This window comes from Burkholderia sp. USMB20, assembly GCF_000949135.2.
Taxonomy (GTDB): domain Bacteria; phylum Pseudomonadota; class Gammaproteobacteria; order Burkholderiales; family Burkholderiaceae; genus Burkholderia.
Genome location: NZ_JTAN02000021.1, coordinates 453,773 through 475,328, shown reverse-complemented (window position 1 = coordinate 475,328; position 21,556 = coordinate 453,773). Strand labels below are relative to the sequence as shown.

16 protein-coding genes are annotated in these 21,556 nt (G+C 67.3%); 7 read left to right on the top strand and 9 right to left on the bottom strand.

Annotation, left to right across the window (positions count from 1 at the left end):
• Positions 1-76: 76 nt before the first annotated feature.
• The 3 genes from PL79_RS32425 to PL79_RS32415 are packed head-to-tail and all read right to left on the bottom strand — an operon-like array spanning position 77 to position 5,876.
• Positions 77-1,543: an efflux transporter outer membrane subunit gene (locus PL79_RS32425; protein ID WP_044843155.1), complete on the bottom strand. Its 1,467-nt coding sequence runs from the start codon at positions 1,541-1,543 to the stop codon at positions 77-79.
• Positions 1,543-4,713 carry an efflux RND transporter permease subunit gene (locus PL79_RS32420; protein WP_044843135.1) on the bottom strand — a complete coding sequence of 1,057 codons (3,171 nt, stop codon included), beginning with the start codon at positions 4,711-4,713 and terminating at the stop codon, positions 1,543-1,545. The genes PL79_RS32425 and PL79_RS32420 overlap by 1 nt, the downstream gene beginning before the upstream one ends.
• Entirely contained in the window at positions 4,710-5,876 is a 1,167-nt protein-coding gene (locus PL79_RS32415; protein ID WP_044843136.1) for an efflux RND transporter periplasmic adaptor subunit, read from the bottom strand. The genes PL79_RS32420 and PL79_RS32415 overlap by 4 nt, the downstream gene beginning before the upstream one ends.
• 477 nt (positions 5,877-6,353) lie before the next feature.
• On the opposite strand from PL79_RS32415, the gene PL79_RS32410 reads away from it, so the two are divergent.
• The 3 genes from PL79_RS32410 (at position 6,354) to PL79_RS32400 (ending at position 9,115) form a co-directional block, all read left to right on the top strand.
• Entirely contained in the window at positions 6,354-6,983 is a 630-nt protein-coding gene (locus PL79_RS32410) for a TetR/AcrR family transcriptional regulator (protein WP_082088419.1), read from the top strand.
• Positions 6,984-7,325: 342 nt separating this feature from the next.
• On the top strand, positions 7,326-8,816 hold the full coding sequence (locus PL79_RS32405) for an ISNCY family transposase (RefSeq protein ID WP_044843138.1): 1,491 nt from the start codon (positions 7,326-7,328) through the stop codon (positions 8,814-8,816).
• A 77-nt stretch (positions 8,817-8,893) separates the two neighbouring features.
• Complete coding sequence (locus tag PL79_RS32400; protein WP_052664638.1) at positions 8,894-9,115, top strand: hypothetical protein; 222 nt, start codon at positions 8,894-8,896, stop codon at positions 9,113-9,115.
• A gap of 148 nt (positions 9,116-9,263) precedes the next feature.
• Here PL79_RS32400 and PL79_RS32395 read toward each other — a convergent pair whose 3' ends face one another.
• Both PL79_RS32395 and PL79_RS32390 read right to left on the bottom strand, forming a co-directional pair.
• On the bottom strand, positions 9,264-10,604 hold the full coding sequence (locus PL79_RS32395) for an APC family permease (protein ID WP_044844550.1): 1,341 nt from the start codon (positions 10,602-10,604) through the stop codon (positions 9,264-9,266).
• 127 nt (positions 10,605-10,731) lie between these two features.
• A complete protein-coding gene (locus tag PL79_RS32390; protein ID WP_044844551.1) occupies positions 10,732-11,577 on the bottom strand; it encodes a carbon-nitrogen hydrolase family protein in 846 nt (281 codons plus the stop codon).
• Positions 11,578-11,755: 178 nt separating this feature from the next.
• On the opposite strand from PL79_RS32390, the gene PL79_RS32385 reads away from it, so the two are divergent.
• A complete protein-coding gene (locus PL79_RS32385) occupies positions 11,756-12,574 on the top strand; it encodes a response regulator transcription factor (protein ID WP_044844552.1) in 819 nt (272 codons plus the stop codon).
• Positions 12,575-12,845: 271 nt separating this feature from the next.
• On the opposite strand, the gene PL79_RS32380 is transcribed toward PL79_RS32385, so the two are convergent.
• The 4 genes from PL79_RS32380 to PL79_RS32365 form a co-directional block, all read right to left on the bottom strand.
• A complete protein-coding gene (locus PL79_RS32380) occupies positions 12,846-14,333 on the bottom strand; it encodes an MFS transporter (protein WP_063927836.1) in 1,488 nt (495 codons plus the stop codon).
• An 82-nt stretch (positions 14,334-14,415) separates the two neighbouring features.
• Positions 14,416-15,435 carry a cyclase family protein gene (locus tag PL79_RS32375; RefSeq protein WP_044844553.1) on the bottom strand — a complete coding sequence of 340 codons (1,020 nt, stop codon included), beginning with the start codon at positions 15,433-15,435 and terminating at the stop codon, positions 14,416-14,418.
• 66 nt (positions 15,436-15,501) lie between these two features.
• Positions 15,502-16,782: a CaiB/BaiF CoA transferase family protein gene (locus tag PL79_RS32370; protein ID WP_044844554.1), complete on the bottom strand. Its 1,281-nt coding sequence runs from the start codon at positions 16,780-16,782 to the stop codon at positions 15,502-15,504.
• A gap of 73 nt (positions 16,783-16,855) precedes the next feature.
• On the bottom strand, positions 16,856-17,620 hold the full coding sequence (locus PL79_RS32365; RefSeq protein WP_044844555.1) for an IclR family transcriptional regulator: 765 nt from the start codon (positions 17,618-17,620) through the stop codon (positions 16,856-16,858).
• 233 nt (positions 17,621-17,853) lie between these two features.
• Here PL79_RS32365 and PL79_RS32360 point away from each other — a divergent pair, with 233 nt between their 5' ends.
• The 3 genes from PL79_RS32360 (at position 17,854) to PL79_RS32350 (ending at position 21,528) form a co-directional block, all read left to right on the top strand.
• Entirely contained in the window at positions 17,854-18,756 is a 903-nt protein-coding gene (locus PL79_RS32360) for an HpcH/HpaI aldolase/citrate lyase family protein (protein ID WP_044844556.1), read from the top strand.
• A 183-nt stretch (positions 18,757-18,939) separates the two neighbouring features.
• Positions 18,940-20,022 carry a porin gene (locus PL79_RS32355; RefSeq protein WP_044844557.1) on the top strand — a complete coding sequence of 361 codons (1,083 nt, stop codon included), beginning with the start codon at positions 18,940-18,942 and terminating at the stop codon, positions 20,020-20,022.
• Positions 20,023-20,067: 45 nt separating this feature from the next.
• Positions 20,068-21,528 carry an MmgE/PrpD family protein gene (locus tag PL79_RS32350; RefSeq protein WP_044844558.1) on the top strand — a complete coding sequence of 487 codons (1,461 nt, stop codon included), beginning with the start codon at positions 20,068-20,070 and terminating at the stop codon, positions 21,526-21,528.
• Positions 21,529-21,556 lie beyond the last annotated feature (28 nt).

Here is a 21,556-nt window from a genome sequence, read left to right as displayed (position 1 = left end):
GCCGGGCATCGGGCTTCGAGATTGCGGACCGGTGCGGCCCGAAGGCGCGCAGCCGGTCCATCGACGCAAGCAGCGGCTATTGCCGGGCCGCGACCGTCGTGCCGGTGGCGGGCGGCAGTTCGCCCATTGCCTGCAGCAGCGCCGCGGTATCGGTCATCCGGCGGCTCGCGGCACGCACCGCATCGAGTTCCGCGTTCAGATAGAGCTGTTCGCTCGACCGTTGCGCGGACATCGGAACGGCACCCAATGTGCGGCGTTGCGCCGTTTCGTGGAAAGCCTCGCCTGCCGCGCGCGCCGCGAGTTCGTTCGCGGCCAGTCCTTGCGCGTCGTTGTCCAGCGCGGCGAGCGAATCGGCGACATCGCCGAATGCGGACAGCACCGCCGCCTTGTACTGCAGCACCGCGGCGTCGTACGCATCGCGCGACGCCCGCCGGTGAGCCAGCAGCGCACCGCCGTGGAAGATCGGCTGCGACAGCCCGGCGCCGACGGCCCACAGCCCGCCCGCACCCGACAACAGCGCTGGCCAGCTGAAGCCGCCGCGCCCCATCGTCGCGGTGAGCGACAGGCTCGGGAACAACTGGGCGGTCGCCTCGCCGACGTCCGCCGATGCCGCTTTCACGGCTGCCGCGGCCGCGCGGATGTCCGGCCGTGCCTTCAGCAGGTCGGACGGCACGACCACGGGCACGTGTTCCGGCAGCGACAGTCCGGTGAAGGAGGGGACCGGCGGTGGCGCGTCGGGCGTGCGGCCCAGCAGGATCGCCAGCGCGTGAACCGCGCTCGCACGCTGCTGGCGCAGCGGCGGCAGCGTCGCGGCGAGCGACGCCGCACCTTGCGTCGACGCCAGCGACTGCACGTGGGACACCGCGCCGAGCACGTAACGCTGCTGGTCTTCGAGCGCGGATGCCTCGGCAACGGCGACCAGGCGCTCCGTCAGCAGGATCTGGCGGTCGAGCGTCGCGGCGCGGATGGCGGTGCCGACGATGTTGGCCGCCAGCGCACGCCTTGCCGCTTCGAGCTCGCAACCGCGCACGTCGACGCGCGCGGCGCTCGCCTCGTTCGCATATCGCGTGGCACCGAACAGGTCGAAGGTGTAATGCGCCTGCAGTTGTCCGACGAAGACGTTGTAGCGCAGGCTTTGCGCGCCCGCGCCGGAGATGTCCGGTGTGCGCGTGCGGGCCACCTGCGCGTTCGCGTCGATCGACGGCAGCGTCGACGCGCCGATCTGCGCGCGCAGCTCCTCCTGCGCGGCGGCGAGCGTCTTTTCCGCCGCGGCCAGCGTCGGGTTCGCGCGCAGGCCTTCGTCGACCAGCGCGTCGAGCGCGCTGGACCGATACAGGCGCCACCATTGCGGGACGGGCGCGGCGCCGACGTCGAACTGCTGCGCGACGCCTGCCGCTTCGGCGGTGCGCGGCGCCTGAGGCGTCGCGCCGTAGTGCGCCGGCGACGGCATCGCGGGCGGCGTGCTGCTCGGGGCCATTGCACAGCCGCTCAGGCAGAGCGCCGCGCTCGCGGCGAGCACCGATGTGGTAAGGGGAAATTTCATCAGCATGTCTCCGAGGACGCGACGTCCATCGCGCGCGACTCGCGTTCGTCGCTGCGCACCTTGAAGCAGGTCGCGTAGAGGGCCGGCAGGAAGAAGATGGTCAGCACCGTCGCGATCGTGATGCCGCCCATCAGCGCGGTGGCCATCGGGCCGAAGAAGCCGGAACGCAACAGCGGAATCAGCGCGAGCACGGCGGCCGCGGCGGTCAGCATGATCGGCCGGAAGCGGCGCACGGTCGCGCCCACGATCGCGGTGAAGCGTGGCTGCCCGGCCGCGATGTCCTGGTCGATCTGGTCGACCAGGATCACCGAGTTGCGCATGATGATCCCGAACATCGCGATCACGCCGAGCAGCGCGACGAAGCCGAACGGCTTGCCGAACAGCAGCAGCGCCGCGACCACGCCGATCAGGCCGAGCGGGGCCGTCAGCACGACGATGAAGGTGCGCGAGAAGCGCTTGAGCTGGATCATCAGCAGCGTCAGCACCGCGATGATCATGAGCGGCATCTGCGCGTTGATCGACGTCTGGCCCTTCATGCTCTCCTCGGCTGCACCGCCGACCTCGATCCGGTAGCCGGTCGGCAGCGTGGCGCGCAGCGTCGCCAGGGTGCCGTCGATGGCGCGCGTCACGCCGATGCTCGGCGCTTCGCCACGAACGTCGGCCTGCACCGTGACGGTCGGCTGGCGGTCGCGTTCCCAGATCACGCCGTATTCGAGCGTGTCGCGCACGTGGCCGATCGTGCCGAGCGGCACCGGGCCGTGCGGCGTCGGGATCGCCAGGCCGGCGAGCTGCGACGGGTCGATCCGTTCGCGCTTCGGCGCGCGCAGGTCGACGTCGATCAGCTTGTCGCGTTCGCGATACTGCGTGACCGTATAGCCGGACAGCGTCATCGCGAGGAAACTCGACACGTCTTCCGACGTCACGCCGAGCTGGCGTGCCTTCAGTTGATCGATTTCGAACGACACCGATCGCTCCGCCGGCTCGTCCCAGTCGAACTGCACGTTGCGCGTGCGGGCATCGGCGCGCATCTTGTCCGCCACTTTTTCGGCAATGCCGCGAACGGTCGCGATGTCGTCGCCGCTCACGCGGAACTTGATCGGAAAGCCGACGGGCGGCCCGTTCTCGAGGCGCGCGACGCGCGTGCGCACGGTCGGGAAGCGGCTTGCCAGCGTCGACTCGAGCCAATGCGACAAGCGGTCGCGCGATTCGACGTCCTTGGCCGTGATCACGAACTGCGCGAAGTTCGGCTGCTGGAGCTGCTGGTCGAGCGGCAGGTAGAAGCGCGGCGCACCGGTGCCGACGAAATCGACGACGTGATCGATTTCGGGCCGACCGTCGAGCACCTTCTCGAGCCGCGTGGCCTCACGCAGTGTCGCGTCGAACGAAGCGCCTTCCGGCAGGCGCAGGTCGACCAGCAGCTCGGGGCGCTCCGAGTTCGGGAAAAATTGCTGTGGCACGCGCGTGAATGCCGCCATCGCGATCGCGAACAGCACGGCCGTTACGCCCAGCACCACCCAGCGGCGCTCGATGCACGCCGAGATCCATCCGGACAGCCGCCGGTAAAAGCCCGTTTCATAAACGTCCTGCCCATGTGCATGAGCGTCGTGATGCTGCTGCTCGGGAAGCATGTGGTAGCCGAGCAGCGGCACCAGCACGACGGCCGCGAACCACGACACGATCAGCGAGATCGCGGACACCTCGAAGATCGACCGCGTGTATTCGCCGGTGCTCGATTTCGCGAGCGCGATCGGCAGGAAGCCGGATACCGTGACGAGCGTGCCGGTCAGCATCGGGAACGCCGTGCTCGTGTAGGCGAAGGCCGCCGCGCGCGCGCGGCTCCAACCCTGCTCGAGCTTCACCGCCATCATTTCGACGGCGATGATCGCATCGTCCACCAGCAGCCCCAGCGCGAGCACGAGCGTGCCTAGCGACACCTTGTCGAGGCCGATGCCGAACACGTGCATGCACAGTGCCGTCACGGCGAGCACGATCGGAATCGTGATGACGACGACCATGCCGGTGCGCAGGCCCAGCGACACGAGGCTGACGACGAGCACGATCGCGACGGCTTCGCCGACCGCTTCGACGAAATCGTCCACCGAGTGCTTGACGGCATGCGGCATGCTCGACACCGCGGCCAGCTTCAGTCCGGCCGGCAAGCCGGCCCGGAGCTCGGCTGCCTTCGCGTCGAGCGCCTTGCCGAGGTCGATCACGTCACCGCCTTTTTGCATCGTGACGCCGATGCCGAGCACCGCGTGACCGTTCGTACGCATCTGCGTGACGGGCGGATCGTCGTAGCCGCGCGTGACCTTCGCGACGTCGCCGAGCCGGAACGTCCGGCCGTTCACCGTGATCAGCATGTCGGCGAGCGCCTGCGTGTCCTTGAACGCGCCGCTCGGCCGCACGAACACGCGGTCGTCCGATGTCGTGATCGTGCCGACCGGTGCGACGGCGTTTTGCGCGTCGATGGCCTGCGCGAGCTGCTGCGGCGTGATCGCGAGCCGCGTCAGTTGCGCGTTCGAGATCTCGACGAATACGTGCTGGGCGGGGTCGCCGAAGTAGTCGACCTTCGCGACACCCGGCACGCGCAACAGCACGGTGCGCAGCTTGTCCGCGTAATCGTGCAGTTGCGCGGGCGAGTAGCCGTCGCCTTCGAGCGCATAGATGTTGGTATAGACGTCGCCGAATTCGTCGTTGAAGAACGGGCCGACAGTGCCCTTCGGCAGCGTCGCCCGGATGTCGCCGACCTTCTTGCGCACCTGATACCAGGTTTCCGGCACCTGGTCGACCGGCGCCGAATCCTTCATCGCAAAGAAGATCATCGACTCGCCGGGGCGCGAATAGCTCTTGATGTTGTCGACGTAAGGCGCGGCCTGGAGCTGGCGGCCGATCCGGTCCGTGACCTGTTCCTGCACTTCGCGCGCGGTGGCGCCCGGCCAATAGGTCTGGATCACCATGGTGCGGAACGTGAACGGCGGATCCTCCGATTGCGCGAGGCGCGTATAGCCGATCATGCCGAAGATCGTCGCGAGGCCGATCAGGAAGATCACCAGTTGCTGATGCTTCAGCGCCCATGCCGACAGATTGAAACCGCCGTCGTCGCGCGACGCGGCACCGCTTTGTGCGCCGAGCGCACCGTCCGTCGAGGACCGGTGTTCTGGAGCGTTCATGATGCGAAGTCCTCCGCATGCAGCGGCGGCACGACGCGCACGTGCTGGCCGGTACTCACCGTATGGACGCCTTGCATCACGACGCGCTCGTTTTCCGCGAGGCCGGACGTGACCGTGACCGTACGCTCGTCGTAGCGTCCGACCGTCACCGGGCGCAGTTCCAGCGTGTCGCTGCCTTTGCGAATGACCCAGACCGCCGGCGCTTCGCCGCGATGGAAGAGTGCGGTGGCCGGCAGCGTGATCGCGTGGTCCACGGCGGTGTCGGCGGCGCCGTCGAACGAGATGCTGGCGGTCATCCCGGAGCGGACGTCCGGCCCCGGCGCGACCAGCGTCAGCTTCACGCGCCAGGTGCGGCTTTGCGGATCAGCGGCCGCCGCGACTTCGCGCACGCGTGCGTCGAGCACCTTGCCCGGCAGTGCCGTCAGGCTGACGTGCGCGGTGCGGCCGACCGCGAGATCGCGCAGGTCGCGCTCCGCGACGTCGCAGACGATGTCGAGGTCGCCGCTCCAGTCCAGATGAAACACCGCCTGGCCGGGCTCGACGTTCTGCCCGGTATCGGCATCCTCCGACGTGATGACGCCGTCGTGATCCGCGACCAGCGTCGCGTAGCGCAGGTGATCGCCCGCGAGCGCCATTTGCGCGAGCGCGGAATCGCGTTGCGCGACCGCCGATGCATACGCGTCCTGCGTTGTCTCGAGCTGCGCGGGCGCGATCAGGTTGGCCTGAGCCTGGGCGCGGTCGCGATCCAGTTGCTGCTTCGCATAGGCGACGCGATGCTCGGCGGCATCGAGCTGCGCGCGCGCGTTCAGCAACGTGTTGTGCAGATCGGCCGGATCGAGCATCGCGAGGGTCTGGCCGGCCTTGACGGTGTCGCCGATTCGCACGCGCCGCTCGACGATCTTGCCGCCGACCCGGAACGACAGCGGCGTCGAATATCGCGCCTGAACCTGCGCGGGCAGCACGCGCTGCACGGCGCCGTCGTCCGCATGAACCGGCAGCGCGACCACCGGTTGCAGTTCGGGCGCCGGGGCCTCGTGCGAGTGGCAAGCCGCGAGAAGAATCGCACAGCAGGCGAATGCGATCGGGGCGCGCCGAAGCGGTGGCGCGATGCGTGTCAGAAGCGGGCGCGTTGGGGTCCGCGCGTCAAGTCCGGGTGATTTCACGATGTTTCCAAGACAAGTGAGGGTCAAACTAAAAATGGTTCGGCGACCACGGCGGGTCACCCCGGTTTATGCAGGCGCGCGAGGGCGTCTCCGCCGACGGTGCGCATGACGATCAATCAGTACTCCGACGTTCGAGGTGCAGATCGTTCCGATTGCCGACATGACACGGCTTGCGCACGACGATGGCCTCCGAGTGTGCCGACGGGGCCGCCTGCGCGTCACCGACGCTCGCTGGCGTGGGTCCGGAACAGTGTCTGGACAGGAACCGGTTCTGCTGTTTTCGAGATTAAACTCATAACTGATAATGTTGTCAAGTATGAGTGAGTCATCTAGAATTGCGTCATGCAGAAAATTCTTATGGAAAGGGAAGGTGCGCTCGTGGACGACAAACCGGTCCGGCCGCGTCGCCCGAATGCGTCAGTGACCGAAGCGGAACAGCGTCAACCGCGCGGTGCCCGGCGCAAGGAGGCGACACGTATGCGCTTGCTGCGGGCGGCGTTCGGCCTGATGGCGGAAAAGGGCAGGGACAACGTCGCGATCAGCGAGATCACCGAGGCGGCGGATGTGGGGTTCGGCTCGTTTTACTACCACTTCGAATCGAAGGACGGCATCTTCGCCGCGCTGACCGAGTGGGTGTTCGACGATTTCGCGGACGGGCTCGAGCGCCTTGCGAGCGGTTTGTCGGATCCGGCCGAGGTCGTGTCGGTTTGCGTGCGTCACACGCTGATGCGCGCGCGCCGCGAGCGGCTCTGGGGGCGGTTCCTGATGCGGGAGGGCTTCTCCGCGCGTGCGCTCGACCACGGGCTGGGCCGGCACTTGCGGCGGGACAGCGAGCGCGGAATCGCGGCACGCCGCTTCGTCGTCGGCGATCCGTTCATGAGCGTGCTCGCGATGACGGGGACGATCCTGGCGGCGATCGCGGCGGAGTGCTACGCGGCCGACACGGCTGAGGGCGAAGCGAGGAAGCCGGCGGGAGACGAAGGCCGGCTTCCCGAGCGGGCCGCGGCGATGGTATTGCAGACGCTCGGCCTGACGCGCGCCGAAGCAAAGGACGTGGCGAATCGACCATTGCCGCCCGGCGACTTCACGGCTGCGGAGAGCTGTTGACGGTTGGTTCCGTCGACGCGGGTCTGGCTCGTCGAGCGGGGCAACGAAGGCGGTGCCACTATCAGGTCCGGTGGCGAGCGTACTGGCAGACTCAATTTGATTCGCGGTTGCGGGATGTCACTGCAACAGTGTTGGGCGCCTCGGCACGGGGTAGGAAAAAAAGGAGGGTTTGACCGTCGAGCGTGTCGATGCCCTTAGTTTGATTTTACATAACGTGAATTATCGATATGGCTGGTGTGTAGTGGCTAAGTTGTAATGTCCGCTTCTAGCCAAGTTCAAATGTCCGCTTTTCGACCCATCGTAAGCTGATCGGCCGCTGGGAATCCAGCGCCGGAGGCTTTGATGGCTGGAACGGAACGGATCACGATGACGATGCGCGAGCTGGACAGGTTTAAGGTCATTCAGGACGTCGCGGACGGCAAGCTTCAGCCGTGGCGCGCGGCCGAGCGACTCGGGCTGACAACGCGGCAGATTCGGCGACTGGTCGGCCGATTGCGTGAGCACGGGCCGCAAGGTCTCGTGTCGCAAAGGCGCGCGAAGCCCAGCAACAACCGATTGGACAGCATGACGGCTGACCGGGTGCTGTCGATCATCCGTGATCGCTACGCCGATTTTGGCCCGACGCTGGCCTGCGAGAAGCTCTGGGAATGTCACGGCATTCGGCTGGCCAAGGAGACGGTCCGGAAGCTGATGACCGACGCTGGCCTGTGGGTGCCGCGCCGGCAGCGGCCACCGAAGGTTTATCAACCGCGGGCGCGACGCGCGTGCCTGGGTGAACTGATCCAGATCGATGGCAGCGATCATCGGTGGTTCGAGGAACGGGCGCCGGCCTGCACGTTGCTGGTGTATGTGGATGACGCGACGAGTCGGCTGATGATGCTGCACTTCACGCAGACCGAATCGACCTTCAGCTACTTCGAGGCGACGCGCGCGTACATCGAGTGCCACGGCAAGCCGGGGGCGTTCTATAGCGACAAGTACAGCGTGTTCCGCAACGTAACGCCAGGCAAGACTGGTAATCGTGTGACGCACTTCGGTCGCGCGATGTACGAGCTGAACATCGACGCGTTCTGCGCAAACAGCAGTCCGGCCAAGGGGCGAGTCGAGCGAGCACATCTGACGCTGCAGGATCGCTTGGTCAAGGAGATGCGATTGCGCGGGATCAACACGGTGGCTGACGCCAATGCGTATGCGCCCTCCTTCATGGCCGCTTACAACGCACGTTTTGCGAAGCCGCCGAAGAGCGACTTCAATGCGCATCGACCGTTGCGCGCCGATGAGAATCTTGACTTGGTGCTGACGTGGCGCGAGCCGCGAAAAGTGACGAAGTCGCTCACGGTGCAGTACGACCGGGTGATGTACTTGCTGGAGGACACGCCGGAGAATCGAAAGTTGATCGACCGGCAGATCGAGGTGTGGGAGTACCCGGATGGGCGCATCGAACTCCGAACAGAGGGTCGCGTGTTGCCCTGCAGGCAGTACGACCGGCTGGCTGAGATCGATCAAGGTGCCATCGTCGAACACAAGCGTCTGAGTCACGTGCTGCAGATCGCGCAAGCGCTTCAGGCGCAGCGCGATAACAGCCGAATCGGTAAGGCACCGTCTCGAACGCATCGGGGCGATTCGACCAAGACGAATCGCTGCGCCACTCAGCCGGGCAAGAAGAAGCAGCGCGAGTTCGTGCAGGCGGACGTCGAGAAAGTGATCGTGGATCTCGCCGAACGCAGACAGGTCCAACAGCCCGCGCGCAAACCTGGCCGTCGGTCTGCAAGGGGCCGTGACGCAAGCGTAAGCACCCTGCCCGTTCAGGATCAGCTCTTCGACACGGCGTGATCTGCAACCCAAGAGAAACAAGCCTCAAGCCCGTAAACCCGGACATTTCAACTTAGCCGAGACGCGGACATTTGAGAATGGCTTTGACACTGGTGTGGGAGCAAAGTTGTAATGTCGCGTTCGGGCCGCGTAAGCTGTCCGGCCGCCGGGTGTCCGGGCCGGAGGCTGCGATGGCTGCAACGGAGCGGATCACGATGACGATGCGCGAGCTGGACCGATTCAAGGTCATTCAGGACGTGGCGGACGGCAAGCTCAAGCCGTGGCGCGCGGCCGAACGGCTGGAATTGACGACGCGGTAGATTCGCCGGCTGGTCGCCCGGCTGCGGGAATACGGCGCGTCGGGCCTGACCTGGGCACCGGCACTCATTCCGACGCCAGGAAGCCATTTCGCACGTCGACGACGGGCACCGGTCGATAGCAACCGCACTGCAGCCCGCCTCACCTCGATCAAATCGCCACTTCCGGCGGTGCCTGACGAAACAGCCGCGTAATCCAGCACAGATATCCCAGCCCGAGCACGAACCACGCGATGCCGAGGATCAGTGCCGCCTTCTCGAGACTCACGAGCAGCCAGATATCGGACACCGCGCCGATCACCGGGAACACGAGCCCGCCGAACACCCCGATCCGGCGCTCGCCGTGATTACCCGACAGATACAGGCGAATCACGCACAGATTGACGGCCGTAAAGGCAAGGAACGCGCCGAAGTTGATGAACGACGTCGACGTCGCGACGTCCAGCTTCAGCGCGATCAGGCCGACCACGCCCGCCAGCGCGATGTTGATCGCCGGTGTCTTGAAACGCGGGTGAATGAATCCGAAGACGCGTTTCGGCAGGATTTCGTCGCGCCCCATCGCATAGAGGAGTCGGCCGACGCTCGCTTGCGCGGAGATACCCGACGCGAATTGAGCGAGGATCAGACCCGCGAGGAATACGGTGACGAACACATCGCCGCCGATCATCTTGGCGACCTCGAACGCGGCTGAATCCGTGTCCTTGAATTCGACGCCCGGGTGCGCGAGCTGCATCGTGTACGCTGCGATCACGAAGATCGCCCCACCGATCAGCGCAATCAGCAAGATCGCACGCGGCATGTTCTTTTTTGGCTCGATCGTTTCCTCGGTCAGCGTCGACACCGCGTCGAAGCCGAGGTACGAATACGCAGCGATCGCGGCGCCCGCCATCGTCGCGCCGAACGGCACGTGCGGCTTGAAGAACGGCTCCGCCATCGCGATGCCGCCCGGCCCGGCCGCGGCCGACGCATAGTGCCAGCACAGCGCCACGAACATCACGACGATCGCGAGCTGCACGATCATCAGCACGATATTGAAGCGCGCAGCCAGTTCGATGCCGACGATGTTCAGGCCGCTCGTCAACACGATGAACGCGACGATCCAGATCCAGGTCGGCACATGTGGAAACGCGGCGTTCAGATATGCAGCGCCGATCAACCAGATCACCATCGGCAGGAAGAAATAGTCGAGCAGCGTCGCCCAGCCGATCATGAAGCCGAGGTGCGGGTTGAACGTCTTGCGCGTGTACGTATAGGCTGAGCCTGCAGTCGGATAGAGCCTGGCGAGCTTGCCGTAGCTGAGCGCGGTGAACGCGATGGCGATCAGCGCGAGCAGATAGGCGAGCGCGGCCGTGTCGTCGCTGGCCTTGGCGAGCACGCCGTAGGTACCGTAGACGATCAGCGGCGCCATATAGGCGAGGCCGAACAGCAGCACGGACGGCAGGCCGAGCGTGCGCTTCAGGCTCGGCGATTCATGGGATGACGACGCTTGCATGTTATCTCCTGGACCTTCGGGGCCGATGCGAATGCCTGTGTGCCTTCGGCCGACATTTCGATTGAACGGGCACGCCCGGGCGACGCATGACGCCCGCGCGATGCCGTGAATGGACTGCGAAACCGGATTATTCGCCGCGCTGACAACGCGCTTCGATCATGAACGCGCGATGGCCGTCCGACTGTTCGAGCGGCGCGAGATCAAGCGCCACGCGCGTGTCGTGCAGGTAGCTGTAGTGTTCGCGGCTCGCTTCGAGACGCGTGAGATCGAGGTTCGCCCGCACGACCGCCTCGTCCCTGCCCAGTTCGATCGCGGTCTCGCCGAACGGATCGACGAGCGCGGAAAGGCCCGCGAACGTCAGATTGTCGTCGCCGGCCCCGCAGCGGTTCACCATCACCGCGAACATCTGGTTTTCCATCGCGCGTGCCGCGATCGCGCGGCGATGCACCGGGCCGAACGGGTCCATGTTGCCGTTCGTGACGATCAGCAGATCGGCATCGAGCGCGCCGACGGCTCGCGCCGTTTCGGGAAATTCGATGTCGTAGCAGATCAGCAGGCCGACCGTCAGGCCGTTCCAGATGCACGTCGCGAAGCGGTCACCCGGCGTGAAGACACCGACATCCGATGCCCACAGATGCGTCTTGCGATAGCGCAGCACGATGTCGCCCTGCTCGTCGACAAGTACCGTGGTGTTGTAAAACCGGTTGCCGTCGCGCTCCGCGAGGCCCACGGCGACAGCGACGCCCTTTTGTCGTGCCGCGTCGCGTACCGCGGATAATCCGGGGCCATCGAGCGTCTGTGCGACTTCGGCGACATTGTCCCGGGTCGGAAAGCCCGACAACGTCGTCTCGGGGAACACGATCAGTTTCGTGCCGCCTGCCACGTCGACGCGCCCGATCGTGTCGATCACCTTGCGCGTGTTGTGCGCGACGTCGCCGTCGATCAGCGAGAGTTGCGCGAGTTCTACCTGCATGAAACCGTCTCCTTCCAATAGCCTTTCATCGGCGCGTCGTCTGCCCTGCCCTTCTGATACGACGCGCGGTCGAGCGAAACAGGCCGTGTTACCCCTGCCTGTCGAAGTGAGGCCGATTATCGGGTTATTATTTTTGACCTGAAATTCCCCGCCAGGGTTACCCTCACCGGAGCACACGATGGACTTCGAATGGCGAGATCTCGTTTTTCATCGGGAGATTGGCTCGGCCATCGACGCCCTCGATGGCCCGCATTTCTGGGCACGCCTCACGCGTGTGCTCGAGCGGCATCTCGAGTTCGACAACTGGGTCGCGCTGCGTTTCGCGCGCGCCGCGCCGCCTCTCGTGCTTGCCGAGCAGGCGATGCCCGACGGCAAGATCGACCTGATGTTTCAGGACTATCTGGCCGCCCTCTATCAACTCGATCCGTTCTATCTCGCCGCGTTCGAAACGCAGGCGTCGGGCTTCTACACGCTCGCCGACGTCGCGCCGGACAATTTCCGGATGACCGAGTACTACCAGCGGTACTTCAAGAAAAACATCGTCGGCGACGAAGTGCATTTCAACGTCATGATCGATCGCGATCACACATTGGGCTTTTCGCTCGGCAAGACGAGCAAGTACGACGATCGCGAGATTGCGTTGCTCACGCTGTACACGCCCTGGGTCCTGTCGTTGATGCAGCAGCGCTTGCGCTTCGAGACGTTCGCGATCAAGGATGCGCCGCGCGTGACCGAAGGCGAAGCGCCCGACCCGCAGGCGCGCTTCGGGATGCTGACCGGAAAGAGCGGGCGCGGCGCGTTGACCACGCGCGAAATCGAAGTCGCGATGCTGTCATTGAGCGGATTTTCGTCACGCGCGATCGGGGAAAAGCTGTCGATTTCGTTCGAGACCGTACGTGCGCACAAGAAGCACATTTACGCGAAGCTGGGTGTCGGATCGCAATCCGAATTGTTCGCGATGTTCTACGATCGGGGCAGATCCGGCGAATCTGCGTGATTCGCGTCTCGGTGTCACGGCACGAATACCGGCAGGCGCGCTGCCGCTTCAGGTTTCGCCGGTGAGCATGGAATCACGTGCATCCAGATTGAGCCGGAGATTCGTGACGGACGCGAATTCCGGCTCCCGGGATAAGTGGCATTGCCTTGCGATGCGTTTTTGAACCGGGCAATCCTGTCACGACGCGGCGACGCTCGATCGACTACGCCGACGGTGTCTGCCGTCTTGAAACCGTTCGGATCCGCGCCTTGCCCCGTTGCTGCCGGTGCCATTACACCGCCCCATCCCCGGCTCCTTTATGCCGCCCATCGACACGCCGAGTCGGCAACGCGGCGAGCCCGCGCACCGCCGCCGCGTTCTCGGCGCCATCGTCGCTGCGGCCGGTGATCTCGTCCAGCGCCCGGTTGTTGGTGTACGGCCCGAACACACCGATCGACACCATCACGATCAGCATGCTGCCGCCGATCAGCACGAACACTGCGGACACCCCGGCGCGCTCGAGCAGCAGCGCGACGATGAAGCTGCTCGCGATTCCGGTCAGGCGGCCGATCGAATGCACGAAGCCGAGCGCGCGCCCGCGGATCTCGGTCGGAAACACTTCCGACTGGTACGCGGTGCCGTTGCTCGCGAGCACCGTGTTGGACAGCGTGACGAGCAGGCCGAACGCGATCACGAACGGCGCCTGCGCCGACATCGCGAACGCGGTGCTGAACAGCGCGACGCCGAACGCCGACGCGACGATCAGCCACTTGCGCTCGATGCGGTCCGCGAGCACGCCGGCAACGAACGGCGACACCGGATACGCGAACGCGATCACGAACGCATACCAGAGGCTCTTCGTGACGCTCGCGCCCTGCGCGGCCAGCAGCGTCGGCAGCCACTGGCTGAAGCCGAAGAAGCCGATGCTCAGGAACGCGTTGAATACGATCAGCATCGCCGTGCGGCCGCGATGCCGCGCATCCCACATCGACGGCGCGCGCCGCGCGGCCGGCGTTGCGACGGCCGGCATCCTGACCGCGGGCAGCGGCCGGCCGGATTCCCGCTCGACCGCCTGCTCGAGCCGCCGCAGCACGGCTTCGGCGTCGGCCTCGCGGCCGGTGCTGGCAAGCCAGCGCGGCGACTCCGGCAGCCGCGACTGCAGCCACCAGACGACGACCGCGCCGCTGCCGCCGAGCAGCACGACCCAGCGCCACCCGGACACCCCGAGCGGATCGCGCGGCACCCATAGCCACGACACCAGCGCGAGCACCGGCATCGCGAGATAGCCGATCGCGAAGCACAGCGCGAACGCACGCCCGCGCACTGCTTTCGGCACCAGCTCGGTCAGGAACGCGCCGATCGTGATCAGCTCCGCACCGATGCCGCAGCCCGCGACGAAGCGGCACACGAGAATGCCGAGCGCATGCGTCTGCACGCACATCGCAAGGCTTGCCGCCGTGTAGAGCAGCAGCGCACCGGTGAACAGCGCGCGCCGTCCGATGCGGTCCGCGAGGCGCGACACGAACATCTCGCCGACAAACAGCCCGGCGAACGTCGCCGCACCGAGTGCGCCCTGGTCCGACATGCCGAGCACGCCGTGCGAGCCCGCGTGAAAGATGCCGTCGCGGATCAGCCCGGGCGGCAGGTAGGTCATCTGGAACAGGTCGTAGACCTCGAAAAAACCGCCGACGCTCAGGAACAACACGAGCGTCCAGATGCTGGCCGTCGCGGGCAGGCGGTCGATGCGCGCGGCGATCGACGCCGCATGGGAATGGGACATGGCGATTCCTCGGTGATCCGCCCGCGCGGTCTGCGCGAAGCGGCGGACAGGGCGCCGGCGCGGGTGCGCGCGGCGCCGGCGTTCATACGGTGGCGACCGGATTGACCGGCGACCCGACGAGCCCGCGCAGGTGCAGCGGCGGCGCGGTCAGCAGGAAGCGGTTGCGCCGATGCGCGCGTAGCCAGTCGGCGAGCGGCGTCAGATGCCACAGCTCGCCGAGATGAATGCCGAGCTTGAACAGGCACAGCTCGTGCAGCGGCATCAGCGCGCCGGGCCGCTCGCGCGCCGACGCATGGCGCGGGCGCTCCTCGACCGCATGGTTGTCCGCCGCGAGCGCGGCAAGCCCCGATGCGTCGATCCAATCGAGCAGGCGCGGATCGTTGCCGTCGAGCACGCAGCACACGTCCGGCGCGGCGGGCTCGCCGAGCGCGTCGGCTTCGATCAGGCGATCGGCGAAGCCCGTATGCACGCATACGATGTCGCCGCGCTCGACGACCACGTCGTCCGCGCGCAGTACCGACATCCATTCCACGTAGCCGATCTTGCGCCGCTCGTCGCCGAAGTGGCGGCGCAGGTCGACCATCACGCCGCGCCCCTGGACGCCGGTTTGCGCCATCACCTCGATGCCGAGCGCGCGCGCACCGCCGCGCGGCGCACCCGCTTCGGGCACCTGGATGTGCTCGTCCATCCGGTAGCCGTTGTAGAACACGCGGGCACGCTCGCCGTCGCCCGCCGGATCGAACAGCGAGCCGACGTGCGACAGCGCATCCCATTGCGTCGAGAACTGCGAGTGCATGCAGAACGAATCGTCGCAAACCACATCGGTTGCGTTGGCAACCTGTTCGTCCGCCCGATAGCCGAAGTACGGCCTGTCGCCGAGCAGCGCCGGCATGATCGCCGGCGGCCGGCGCCGCGCGTTCAGCCCGCCGCCGCGCGGCACGTCGAGCGGCAGGCTCAGCGAGAACACGCGGCCTTCGCGCACCTCCGCGACGCCGCGCAGCACCGCGTCGGGCGTCAGCCAGTTCAAGCGCCCTTTCTGATCGTCAGGGCCGAAATCCCCCCAGTTCGAGCCGGGCGGCCGATGGGTCCAGCGTGGCTTCATGGTGTCTCCTCCATGCAATGTCCAGTGTGCGGCGGCCGTCGTTCGCGGCCGCCTCGCACGGCGCGCCTAGCGCGTGCGGATCACGCCCAGCCCGGCGAGCCGCTCGTATTCGCGTTCGCCGAGCAGCGGCAGCAGGATCTCGCGATTGTTCTCGCCGAGCGCGGGCGCAGGCCGGCGGAACGCGCCGGGCGTGGCCGACAGGCGCGGCGTGATGTTGTGCATCGGCAGGCTGCCGACGTCGTCGTCCGGCAGCTCGACGAGCGCCTCGCGCTCTATTACGTAGTGATCCTGAACGATCTGCGCGATGTCCTGGATCGGCCCGACCGTCACGCCTGCTTCCTCGAAGAACGCGAGATTGGCGTCGAGATCGCGCACGGCGATGAATTCGCCGACGATCGCATCGAGCGCCTCCGCGTGCTGCACGCGCTGCACGTTGGTCGCGTAGCGCGGATCGTCGATCAGGTCCGCTCGGCCGATCGCGCGGAACAGCCGCTCGGCCATCGCCTGCGTCGAGCTCGACAGGCACAGCCACTTGCCGTCGCGCGTGCGATACGCGTTGCGCGGCGCGGTGTTCGACGAGCGGCTGCCGGTGCGCGCCTTGATCTCGCCGGTCATCACGTAGTTCGCTGCAGCCGGCCCGAGGATCGACAGCAGCGGCTCGAACAGCGACACGTCGATCACCTGCCCCGCCGCGCCGTGCGCGTCACGCGCATGCAGCGCGACCAGCACGGCGATCGCGCCGGACAGCCCGGCCGTCATGTCGCCGAGGAACATCGGCGGCAACACCGGCTCGCGATCGGCGAAGCCGTTGATCGCCGCGAATCCCGCATACCCTTCCGCGAGCGTGCCGAAGCCCGGCTTGTGGCGGTACGGCCCTGTCTGCCCCCAGCCGGAGATCCGCGCGATCACCAGCTCGGGACGGATCGCGAGCAGGTCGTCCGGGCCGAGCCCCATCTTTTCGGCGACGCCGGGCTTGAAGCTCTCGACGAACACGTCCGCGTCGCGCACCAGCCGGCGGACGATGTCGATCCCCTCGGGCGCGCGCAGGTCGACGCACACGCTGCGCTTGTTGCGTCCGTACACCTTCCAGTTCGTGCTGATCCCGCCCGCGCCGACCGCGCGCAGCGTATCGCCGCGCTCGCTCTCGACCTTGACGACATCCGCCCCGAAATCGGCGAGCTGCACGCTCAGCATGTTGCCCGCCATCAGGCGCGACAGATCGACGACGCGCACGCCCGCGAGCGGCCCCCGCGCGCCGGCGTCGAACGGTTTCGGATGGATCGGGCCGGTGGACGCGCGACGGCGCGCGCCGGCCGCGTGAGCGGCCTGCGGGTCGGGAACGAACATGCTTGTCTCCTGGTTGGTGGTTGAGTCGTTCGATGCGGACTTCGAAGTGCGCGCGCTCGGCCGCGCGCTGGCGCTACTCGAGCAGCTCGCCGAGTTGGTCGGCCGCGCGAAACGCCGCGCCCGCGGCGGGCAGATCGCCGCCCAGCGCACGCGTCAGCTCGGCGGCGGCTGCCTGCACGCGCGGCAGGTAGTCGGCCAGCACCTTCTTGTTGAAGCGATAGCGCGGCACGCCGAGCGAGATCGCGCCGCTCAGCACGCGTCCGACGCCGAACGCCGGGCACGCGATCGCCGCGCTTTCCGGGTCGCGCTCGGCAATCGACACCGCGTAGCCCTGCTCGGCCGTCTTCTCGTAGTCGCCGCCGCGCGTGCCGCTGAACGCGAGCAGCACGCGCCCGGCCGCGCCGACGTCGAGCGGAAAGCGGTCGCCTTCGCGCAGGTGCGTGCGCACCGAGCGCTGCGCCTGGATGCGGAACAGGCACACGCGCTGATCCCCTTCGCGCACGTAGAACGCGGCCGTCTCGCCGGTTTCCGCCGATAGCGTCGACAGGATCGGCATCACGTACTCGCGCAGCTGAAACGACTCGCGATACATCATCCCGAGCTGGAACACGGCGGGCCCCAGCACGTAGCGCCCATCCGGCAGGCGCTTGATGAAGCGGAACTGCTCGAGCGACTCGAACATCCGCAACAGCGTGCTCATGTTGAGCCCCGTTTCCTCGCTGACCTGCGCGAGCATCAGCCCGCCGGGCGCGTTGCCGAACGCCAGCAGCGCGGTCAGCGCGCGGTTGACCGCGGCCACGCCGCCCTCTGCGGGATTGCTTGTCTCCATCTTGCTCATGTCCACCTCGTGCGATGCCGGCAGAGTCGTACCGCGGCGCGGCTGCCGGCATCTAAAAATGAAAGTTGCTTTCATTATACGCAGATCATCGACGACAGCAACATGAATCAACACAGATTCACTCGCTCGTCATTTTTGAAAATCCCCTTTAAAACTAGGCGTTAACGATAATCTTGACGAATGCCATCACCTGCCTCAAAAATGAAAGCGACTTTCATTTTTATGGATCATCGATGGAATTCTCGTCTCAACCGGTCTGGCGCTCGCTGCTGTACGTCCCCGCCCACGTCCCCCGTTTCGTCGCTTCGGCCGCCGCGAGCGACGCCGATGCCCTGATCCTCGATCTCGAGGACAGCGTCCCGCCAGCATGCAAGGAGACCGCTCGCGACGGGCTGGCCGATGCCGTGCCGGCGCTGCGCGCGCCGGGCCGCGACGTGCTGGTGCGCGCCAACGGCCCGCTCGCCCTGCTGGTGCCCGACCTGCGCGCGGCCGTCCGGGCCGGCGTGGACGGCGTCGTGCTGCCGAAGGTGCGCGGCGGCTCGCACGTCGAGGCGATCGACGAACTGCTGGCCGCGCTCGAAGAGGAAAGCGGCGCGCCGCCGGGCCGCACGCGGATCGTCGCGATCGTCGAAACGCCGCGCGCGTTCCAGGCGATGGACCGGATCGCGCAGGCGTCGCCGCGCGTCGTCGCGATGATGCTGGGCGGCGGCGACTTCGCGCTGAACTGCGAAAGCGCCGCGAGCGCCGACGTGCTGCGCGTGCCGAAGCAACTGCTGATCATCGCCGCGCGCGCCGCCGGCGTCCTGCCGCTCGGCCTCATCGGCGGCCTCGACGAGCTGCGCGATCTCGACGCGTTCGAGCGCATCGCGCGCGCGTCCGCGGAGCTCGGCTATGCGGGCGCGACCTGCATCCATCCGCTGCAGGTCGGCGCGCTCAACCGCGCGTTCCGTCCCGACGAAGACGCGGTGCGCGACGCGAATGCGGTGCTGGCCGCCTACGACGACGCGCGCGCGAACGGGCGCGGCGCGCTGCGCGTCGACGGCAGGATGGTCGACGCGCCTGGCGTCGCCCGCGCGAAGCGCGTGCTCGCGCGTCACGCGGCCGTGCAGGCGCGTGCCGACGGCGCACCCCGGTGATGCACGCGCCGTCCTGCATCGCCGTGCTTCACCCCGGCACATGCGCACGTCGCGCGTGCGTCCCGCCGCGACGCAGCCGGTTCGCCGCCCGGCCCGGATAGCGCCGCCCGCAGCACCGCCGCGCCGCTCGACCAGCGCGGCGCCGCAATCAAACAAACAACAAACCCTCGAAGGAGACAAGCCATGGGCAAGCGAATGTCCGCATTGTGCGGACTGGGCCTCGTATCGGCCGGCGCCTGCGCGCAAAGCACGATCACGCTGTACGGCGTGGCCGACATCTATACGGAATTCCTCACCCACCAGGCCGCGCCCGGCGACAAGTCGTCGGCATCGCTCGTGCGGATGGCGTCGGGCGGCAAGAGCGGCTCGCGCTGGGGCCTGAAGGGCGTCGAGGATCTCGGCGGCGGCTGGCAGGCCGCATTCCGGCTCGAAAGCGGCATCAACCTGAACAACGGTTCCGGCACCGGCGCGGGCGGCTTCGACCGCTCCGCGTGGATCGGGCTGCAGCACGAGCGCTGGGGCACGCTGCGGCTCGGCCACCAGTATTCGACGCTGTTCGACGTCATGGAGCGCTATTCGCCGACGGGCGCGTACTCGACGCTGTACGAGCCGGCCGGCGCGATCGTCGGCGTCAACTTCCGCGAGAACAACGTCGCCAAGTACCTGGCGAAGCTCGGCTCGCTGACGCTCGAAACGCACTATTCGTTCGGCGGCACGCCCGGCGCGTTCCAGTCGAATGCCGCCTACGGCGCCGGCTTCGATTATGCCGGCGCCGCGTTCTCGTTCGCCGCCGCATTCGACAACGTCAACACGCCGCAGCCTGGCGGCTTCGCGCATTTCCGCCGCTACGCCGCCGCCGCGATCGTGTCGGTCGACCGCGCGCAGCTGCTGGCCGGCGTCACGCACGGACAGAGCGGCGTCGCCACGCGGTCGGTCGTGACGAACTACACGTTCTGGTGGGCCGGCGTGCGCTACATGATCACCCCTTACCTGCAGGCGCTCGGCGCGTTCTATTACGAGGACATCCGTGCGCAGAATCCGCCGGACGCGCAGGCGAGCGCGCCGCACCCGGCCAACCCGCAGCAGGTCACGCTGCAGCTGAACTACTTGCTGTCGAAATCCGTCACGCTGTACCTCGCGGCCGGCTACGCGCGCCGCGCCGCGCTCGATTTCGACAACTACAACTACAACTTCCTCCACTACACGCTGGCCGCCGACCGCGCCGGCAGCGCGGGCGTGGCGCTCGGCCTGCGCAAGCTGTTCTGAGCCCGCCTCTCGCGCCCTTTCAGGAATCTTCGGAGTCTTCAAACCATGAACCGCCGCCACTTCCTTTCCACGCTGACCGGCGCCGCGCTCGCGCTACCACTTGGCCGTGCCCGCGCCGGCTCGCTGCCGACGGCCGCCGGCCGCCCCGATCTCGCGCAACAGCTCGCCGACTACGTGGCCGGCCTGCAGTATCGCGACCTCGACGCCGCGACGATCGAGACGATCAAGGCGCATCTGATCGACGCGCTCGGCTGCGCGATCGCCGCGCACGACGAACGCCCGGTGCAGATCGCGCGCGACGCGGCGCTCGCGTCGCCGGGCGGCGTGTCGACGATCGTCGGCACGAACCGACGCACGAGCCCCGATCTCGCCGCGTTCGCGACCGGCACCGCGCTGCGCTACTACGATTTCAACGACGCGTACGCCGGCAAGGAAACCGGCCATCCGAGCGACAACATGTCCGCGTGCCTCGCCGTCGCCGAAGCGCAGCATGCGAGCGGCCGCGACCTGATCCTGTCGATCGCGATCGCGTACGAGATCGCGTGCCGGCTGATGGACGCCGCCGCGATCAGCCCGCGCGGCTGGGACCACACGTGCTACAGCCTGCCCGCCGTCGCGCTCGCCGCCGGCAAGCTGATGCGCATGCCCGCGCCGCAACTGGTGCAGGCGGTCAACCTGTCGATCAACAGCCATCTCGCGCTGAACCAGACGCGCGTCCAGCAGCTGTCGAACTGGAAGGCGCTCGCCGATGCGGACGCGGCGCGCAACGCGGTGTTCTCGACGCAGCTCGCGCGCGCCGGGCTGACCGGCCCCGCGCCGATCTTCGAAGGCATGGCGGGGTTCTTTCCGCAGGTGTCCGGGCCGTTCGCCGTCGATACGCGCGAATTCGGCGGGCGCGACGGCGCGTTCCGGATCGGCAAGTGCTTCGTGAAGTTCTATCCCGCGCAAGGACTCACCCAAACCGCGATTCCGGCCGCGCTCGACGTCGCCGCGCAGGTCGGCGACCTGCGCCGCATCCGACGCATCGAGATCCACACCACCGCGGTCGGCTACGTGACGGCCGGCCGCGACCGCGAAAAATGGGCGCCGTCGACCCACGAGACCGCCGATCACAGCCTGCCGTATATCGTCGCGCGCGCGATGCTCGACGGTGACATCACGACCGAGAGCTACCGGCACGACGCGCTGCACGATCCGGCGCTGCGCGCGCTGATCGAGCGGGTCACGGTGCAGGAGGACCCGGCGCTGACCGCCCGCTATCCGGCGCAGGCGCCGAACCGGGTGATGGCCGTGTGCGAAGACGGCACGACCTGCGCGAAGCAGGTGGACGAGCTGCCCGGCTCGCCGACGCGGCCGATGCGGCGCGACGACTACGAGGCAAAGTTTACGAAGAACTGCCGGCGGCACTGGAGGCCGATGCAGATCCGCGCGGCGCTCGATTACCTGTGGCGGCTCGACGAGCAGCCCGACGTCGCGACGCTGCCGCCGCTGCTCGTCGTCGGCTGACCCGCGTGAACAAACCCTAAGCCTCCGC